The organism is Xanthovirga aplysinae (assembly GCF_009711365.1).
In the GTDB taxonomy this organism is placed as follows: domain Bacteria; phylum Bacteroidota; class Bacteroidia; order Cytophagales; family Cyclobacteriaceae; genus Xanthovirga; species Xanthovirga aplysinae.
In genome coordinates this window covers 1-6751 of sequence record NZ_SMMB01001031.1, presented here as the reverse complement: position 1 = coordinate 6751, position 6751 = coordinate 1, and the positions used below count along the sequence as shown (strand labels likewise).

6 protein-coding genes are annotated in these 6751 nt (G+C 35.8%); 3 read left to right on the top strand and 3 right to left on the bottom strand.

Annotated features, from left to right (window positions below):
• Positions 1-355: 355 nt before the first annotated feature.
• A complete protein-coding gene (locus E1171_RS10895; protein WP_187696393.1) occupies positions 356-1069 on the top strand; it encodes an SOS response-associated peptidase in 714 nt (237 codons plus the stop codon).
• Between the two features lie 398 nt (positions 1070-1467).
• Positions 1468-1707 carry a hypothetical protein gene (locus E1171_RS10890; protein ID WP_246164281.1) on the top strand — a complete coding sequence of 80 codons (240 nt, stop codon included), beginning with the start codon at positions 1468-1470 and terminating at the stop codon, positions 1705-1707.
• A 111-nt stretch (positions 1708-1818) separates the two neighbouring features.
• Here the strand turns inward: E1171_RS10890 and E1171_RS10885 are convergent, their stop codons facing one another.
• Positions 1819-3090, bottom strand: coding sequence for a DEAD/DEAH box helicase (locus E1171_RS10885; protein ID WP_222931468.1), 1272 nt, complete (start codon positions 3088-3090; stop codon positions 1819-1821).
• 38 nt (positions 3091-3128) lie between these two features.
• Complete coding sequence (locus tag E1171_RS10880) at positions 3129-4367, bottom strand: ABC transporter permease (protein ID WP_155206035.1); 1239 nt, start codon at positions 4365-4367, stop codon at positions 3129-3131.
• A gap of 316 nt (positions 4368-4683) precedes the next feature.
• Between E1171_RS10880 and E1171_RS10875 the strand changes: the two genes are divergently transcribed.
• Complete coding sequence (locus tag E1171_RS10875; protein WP_155206034.1) at positions 4684-5943, top strand: asparagine synthetase B; 1260 nt, start codon at positions 4684-4686, stop codon at positions 5941-5943.
• A gap of 194 nt (positions 5944-6137) precedes the next feature.
• On the opposite strand, the gene E1171_RS10870 is transcribed toward E1171_RS10875, so the two are convergent.
• A complete protein-coding gene (locus E1171_RS10870) occupies positions 6138-6737 on the bottom strand; it encodes a MiaE family protein (protein WP_155206033.1) in 600 nt (199 codons plus the stop codon).
• Positions 6738-6751: the final 14 nt, after the last annotated feature.

Genomic DNA, 6751 nt, shown 5'->3' with positions numbered 1-6751 from the left:
AAAAAAATAAAATTGGGCTTCGATCAATGTCTTAAATTCAATTCGTCTCACACGTCGATTCCTGTCTTCCCCTCACAGTTTTCACTCTATTATTAATAAAAATGGTATCCACCTGAAAGGTTTTAATTCTCTTTTTGGAATTTCTTCCAATTTCTAAAAGGGAATAGACGTAAAAATTTGGACTTTACAAAAAACAGAATTGCACCCTTTTATTGGCACACAATTTATGATACATTTTCAATTCAAAAATATATTCATTGGTGGCAAAATATTTAATATTCATCAAACATTGTTTAATTTCTTTGAATTTTAAGGTTATAAAATTTAAATTGATATAAAACTCACCTTAATTATTATGTGTGATCGGTATGCCATATATTCTTCAGCAGAAGAGCTTCAATCCAGATTTCAACTGGAAACCCATCCTATTGTACCTCCCCGTTATAATGCCGCACCTTCACAAGCGCTGCCTGTGATAACCCACGAAAGCCCTCATTCCTTATCATTTTTTTTCTGGGGGTTAGACCCCTATTTAGCAAAGGGAAAAATAATTAGTCAAAAGGCCTTTAATGCAGAATCGGAGAAAGTCACTAAAAGCCCCCTTTACCGTCTGGCACTACCCTCCCGTCGGTGCCTGATTCCTGCCAATGGATTCTATCTTTGGAAAAAGGTTAGTAAAAAAGGTCAAATCCCGTATTATTGTCATCTTTCAAATAAGTCGGTTTTCGCTATGGGTGGACTTTGGGATGAATATGAAAATCCAGAAAATAACAAAAAAATTAACACCTTCACCCTGATCACCATCCCCTCCAATCAATCCTTATTTCCATTGCAGAACCGAATACCCTTAATTTTTACAAGAGAAATGGAAGAACAATGGCTTCATAGTAAGGATATCAATGAATTAAAAAATATGCTAATGCAGCCTATTATGGCAGAAACTTATCATTATTCCGTTTCAAACATGGTGAACAAATTTAGCATTGATCATGAAGATTTAATCCTTCCGGTAAAACCTGCAGATCAATATGGTAATTATAATCTTTTTGATTGGAAAGATATTAAATAGAAAAGAATCAAATTCACAGGGAAGGATAAGTTGAAATGGAAATTCTAATATAGCCTGTTCAAATCCTCTTTTAAGTCTATCTATTAAATCAAATAAATTATATCTCGTATTCATTCAACAAATCGAATATCAGACTACATATTTTCATTAATCCAAGCCAAAAGCCATGATCGTTTTATCGTCAACATTATAATAAAAACTATTATCATCTTTTAATCCTATCTTTCAAAACCTTATTCTGACAAAAGATAATCTTTAATCATTAGACAAACTCTTGATTTTTAACTCCTAAAAGGCCTCTTTTCAGAAAAAAGACATTTAAATCTACACAATTGTTAATCCTTCGTATATAGGAGTAGACTTGGTATACTTATTTTTTTAAACCAAGAATTAAAAAAATGAGAGTTGTTATTATGAAAACAGAAACCTATAATCCAAGCCCATTAGAAGTAGATATTGCTAAGGCAATAGGAGAACTTAATAAAGAAATCGAAAAACGTTTATCCACAAATTCCATTCAAAGGGTGGAGAGCAATTTAAGGGCCGATAATCCCGTCCTTACTTTCTTTTTGGTGGATGAGGAAAAAGATAAACATGTGGTAGTAGTGAGAGTAATTCAACGAATTGACAGGGAATAAAGTGAGCAAAAGTTCATTGTGGTGTAAGTTATCCCATTTTATCACTCAGAATTCAAAAAGTAAAAAAGTAGAAGTTTTCAAATAATTCGGCTTTAAACTCAAAATGTACCGCTAAGAAGAAGAACTTCTTTTATTTCCTGCTTTATTTCGGGGCTGTCTATTTTTAGAACCAAATTTTCGTTTTTGTTTGGACTTTGACTTTTTTGCGTAATTTTTTCTTTTTGCTTTGGGAGTTTGAATTTCCGGCCCTTCTCCTAATTCCTCTGGAAGATTTATCTTTTTCAATGGCTCATCAAACATCCGCTCAATTCTGAAAAAACGCTGTTGATTTTTTGGATTCACCAAAGTAATGGCCACACCGGTGGTAGAAGCACGGGCAGTCCTTCCAATTCTATGGACATAATCCTCTCCATCATGGGGCACATCGAAATTTAGGACAAGATTTATATCCTCAACATCAATTCCGCGGGAAAGAATATCGGTTGCAATAAGCACTCTAATTTGCTTATTCTTAAACAGTCGTAATACTTCCTCCCGCTCATTTTGCTCAAAATCCGAGTGAATCCCCTTTACCTGAGAGCCCAAAGATTTTAAAGCTTTATGTAAATCATTAACAGCTTTTTTGGTGGAGGTAAAAATAATAATGCTTTCAAAGTCACTTTCTTTTAAAAGTTTCTCAACAAGAGGGATTTTCTGTTCATCAAAAACAAAATAAATTCGTTGATCAATTCCCTCAGCTGGCTTTGAAACCGCCAGATTCACCTCCTGGGGAGCTACCAATATCTTATGAGCAAGTTTTCTTATTTTATGAGGCATTGTAGCAGAAAAAAGCAAAGTTTGGCGTTTTAGAGGAAGCTGTTTAATGATCTTCATAATATCATCATAAAACCCCATATCCAACATCCTATCGGCCTCATCCAGCACCAAGTGTTCCACCTTATCAACCTTTACATACCCCATATTCAGATGTTGGATTAATCGGCCGGGAGTGGAAATTAATATATCCACACCTCTCTCAATTGCATTTCTTTGTTCCGACCAAGAAGAAGCATCCCCTCCTCCATAGATGGCCTTGGAACTCACAGGTAAAAAATAAGAAAATCCTTCCAGTTGTTGATCTATTTGTAAAGCAAGCTCACGGGTTGGCACTAATACAATGGTATTAATCTCCCTAGGCTCTCTTCCTTTTTTAACTAGCTTATGAAGCAAAGGCAAAAGATAAGCTGCTGTCTTTCCAGTTCCCGTTTGTGCACAAGCAATCAAATCTTTATCTTTTAAAATTGGAGGAATAGCCTTTTCCTGTATCGGTGTCGCTTCACGAAAATTCATGGCAGCCAGTCCTTCCAGCACGCTTTTATCTAAACTTAAATCTTCAAACTTCAAACCTATCCTTATTAAAACCTCACAAAGTAAATTCCTTATTATTCAAACCTCAATGATTCGATTGGATCGAACCTAGATGCCTTCCGAGCAGGGTAATACCCCGACAGAACTCCCACAACAACACAAATGATTAATCCCAAAAGCATCCAAAACCAAGGAACTACAAATACTCCGTTAAGAACGCTTGAAACAAGATTCCCGATAAGTAAACCAAATACAACACCTCCAATTCCACCCAATAGACATATCACAATGGCCTCCATCAAAAACTGTTGACGAATAAGAGTTGGGGTAGCTCCCAAAGCCTTTCTCACACCAATTTCCCGGGTACGTTCTGTCACTGTTACCATCATAATATTCATCAACCCAATAGATGCTCCTAATAGGGTTATTAAACCAATTGCAAAACCACCAACTCTAAGGTACCCTGTTATTTCACTAAGTCTCTCCTCAACAGTCTGGTTTCTCTCCAACTCAAATGAATTCTCTTCACCTGGACTATCCTTCCTTATGGAGCGCATTAAACCTGTTGCCTCACCCATAGATGAAGACATGTCAGTGGCCAAATTTATCGCCACATCTATTCGGAAGTCAGGTTGACTCGTAGTTAATAAACGATTTGCATTTTCAATTGGAATCAGGATACTACGATCTGCTCCACTACTTCCTCCCCCAAAACTTCCTTGCTTTTCAAGCAAACCTATTACACGGTACTTACCCCCTAAGAAATTAATACTTTTATTAATAGGATCCTCATTATCCTCAAAAAGTACATTTTCCACCTCTTCACCAATAATTGCCACGTTTACCCCGTGCGTATCTTCCACTTCAGAAAAATTTCTTCCCTTCTCAAGGTTATAACCATTAATGCCCAAATAGGAAACATCTCCACCATAAATCCTCAAATTGGGATTTGATTTCTTGGAACTATATTTTACTTCAGCACTACGGGTTACAACAGTACTAACGGTAACATCAGCTGCATCGGAAAGTTCACGAAATTGTTTAGCTTGCCGGAAAGTAATTCGAGGAAACACTTTTTCAGCTTTTCCACCTTGATTTCTTCTACTACCTATTGATTTGGACTTAATTTCGAATGAATTGCCCCCCAAGGAAGCAAAACTCTCCGAAACAGATGCTTGAATCCCATCGATAGCAGTAAGAATCCCAACCAAAGCAGTGATTCCAATCGCAACAATTAAAGCTGTCAGAATAGTCCTTAATAAATTGCCCTGAATAGAACGTAGGCCTTCTTTAATATTTTCAACAATAATCATCCTGATAAAATAAATAATACATTTTTGATAGAATGGAAGTAAAAATAATTTTCAATGAAACATATAAGGATTATCACCTGTTTTTTAATCATAATGATATCCCCTAACTTTCCTAAAAAATATTTACCTCTTTAATTCATAAAAGCCAACAATTGACTTAAAGAATCCTAAATATATCTAAAAAGGATGTTCAAAAAAACCATTTTATAAATTGTTAACGGGTAAGTGCGAAATTAAATCGAATAAAGTTTATGTTCAGGAAAATTTCTTTAATTTCCATCAATTTATTGTTCACACAACTACAAAAAAGGCCTTAATGAAAAAAGTAAAACTATTTCTAGCATGTCTTCTTATAGTAAACATTGGCTGGGCCAGCAAAATTTTGATTCCCATGGATGAAACCCAAAGCAACCATTTAAAAGCTTATGGTATCGCCTATTGGGCACTTACAAACAAAACAGAAGTAGATTGGCTTTTAAATTACCGTGGGGGAAGTTTTATGATTCAACATTTCCAGAAATTTGAAAACGAATTGATCATTAGGGGAGTAAACTATGAAGTAATTTCAGATGCACAGGCCAATCAAATCACTGCGGAGATTTCTAGTCCTTCTTCCAACACTGATGTAATGAAATTGGAAAAAGCCCCTCGAATAGCGGTATATTCCCCAAAAAGCAAACAACCTTGGGATGATGCTGTCACACTGGTATTAACTTACGCTGAAATCCCCTATGATATGATTTTTGATGATGAAATTATGTATGATGAACTGGCCAAATACGATTGGCTTCATTTGCATCATGAAGATTTCACCGGACAGTACGGTAAATTTTATGCTAAATTTCGAAACTATCCTTGGTACATTAAACAAAAAGAAGAATACGAAAAAATGGCCCAAAAACATAGCTTCAACAAAGTTTCGAAACTAAAACTTGCCATTGTTCAAAGAATAAGAAATTATGTAGGCGGAGGTGGATTTCTTTTTGCCATGTGCTCTGCTACGGATACCTATGATATCGCACTTTCAGCGGAAGAAACCGATATTTGTGCTGAAATGTTTGATGGTGACCCCGCAAATCCCTTAGCCCAAAACAATTTAAATTTTGACAACACCTTTGCCTTCGAGAATTTCAAGTTGGTCATGAACCCCTACCAATATGAATACTCTGATATAGATGTACAACCCTACCAAAGAGGGCTAAAAGAGAATAATGATTTTTTTACTTTATTTGAATTTTCCGCCAAATGGGATCCCATTCCTACCATGTTGACTCAAAATCATACTAGAGCCGTAAAAGGTTTTATGGGGCAAACAACTGCCTTTAAAAAAGATTTGGTAAAATCAGATGTTGTAATTCTTGGTGAAACCAAATCAGCAGGGGAAGTAAAGTATATTCATGGAATTTTTGGAAAAGGCTTTTGGACCTTTTATGGAGGGCACGATCCCGAAGATTACCAACATTTGGTGGGAGAAGAACCTACCGACTTAAACCTTCATCCCAATTCCCCAGGTTATCGGTTAATTTTAAATAATATTCTATTTCCTGCTGCCAAAAAGAAAAAGCAAAAAACCTGAAGGTTAGCGCTATGTTAAAAGTAGAAAAGTTGTAATTGCGGCTCGCGCAAAGCTGTAATTATAGGTACGATTGAACTTATTAAAATAAGAGGTTCTGAATGGACATCATAGCCCTTAATTCACCTATATCCGCCCACAAATTAAACCCAAAATCGGGTAATAAATGTAAATACTAGGCTAGTTCTTAACTCTTCTTAATGCATCCTATCTCCTCTTACCTCAAGATTTCTTATAATGTCTGCTTCAATTTTCAAAATTTCTTCCCAACGCTGGTCCACCTGTTCTTCTGATAAATATTCTTTGGCCAAATCCAGGAAATTACGATAATGCCCAGCCTCAGAAACCATCAATTCGTAATAGAATTTACTTAATTTCTGATCTTCAATGTTTTGCCACAACAATTTAAACCGCTCACAACTTCGAGCCTCTATCAATGCATTAACCAACAATTGATCTAACAATTTTTGTTCCTTTCCTACACCTTTCCGGATATGTTTTAGTAATTCCACAACATACTGATCTTTTCTCGGCTTACCCAATTTATACCCTCTTTGATCAAGCTGTTCTAATACTCTCTCAAAATGACTCCACTCTTCAGCTACAACAGGGGTCAAAATCTGTACCAATTTCTCATAATCAGGATATTGCACAATCATAGATATGCAAGAAGAAGCGGCTTTTTGCTCACAATAAGCATGATCTACCAAAATTTCCTCAATATTCATCTCTGCAATATTCACCCATCGAGGATCAGTGGGTAATTGTAGACCTAAAGTAGCTAGTTGATAATCCATCAGGAATTAACTAA

Bases quoted from the DNA above. Each gene is read 5' to 3' on its own strand.
- E1171_RS10895 (WP_187696393.1), top strand. From the start codon at position 356: ATGTGTGATCGGTATGCCATATATTCTTCAGCAGAAGAGCTTCAATCC.
- E1171_RS10890 (WP_246164281.1), top strand. From the start codon at position 1,468: ATGAGAGTTGTTATTATGAAAACAGAAACCTATAATCCAAGCCCATTA.
- E1171_RS10880 (WP_155206035.1), bottom strand. From the start codon at position 4,367: ATGATTATTGTTGAAAATATTAAAGAAGGCCTACGTTCTATTCAGGGC.
- E1171_RS10875 (WP_155206034.1), top strand. From the start codon at position 4,684: ATGAAAAAAGTAAAACTATTTCTAGCATGTCTTCTTATAGTAAACATT.
- E1171_RS10870 (WP_155206033.1), bottom strand. From the start codon at position 6,737: ATGGATTATCAACTAGCTACTTTAGGTCTACAATTACCCACTGATCCT.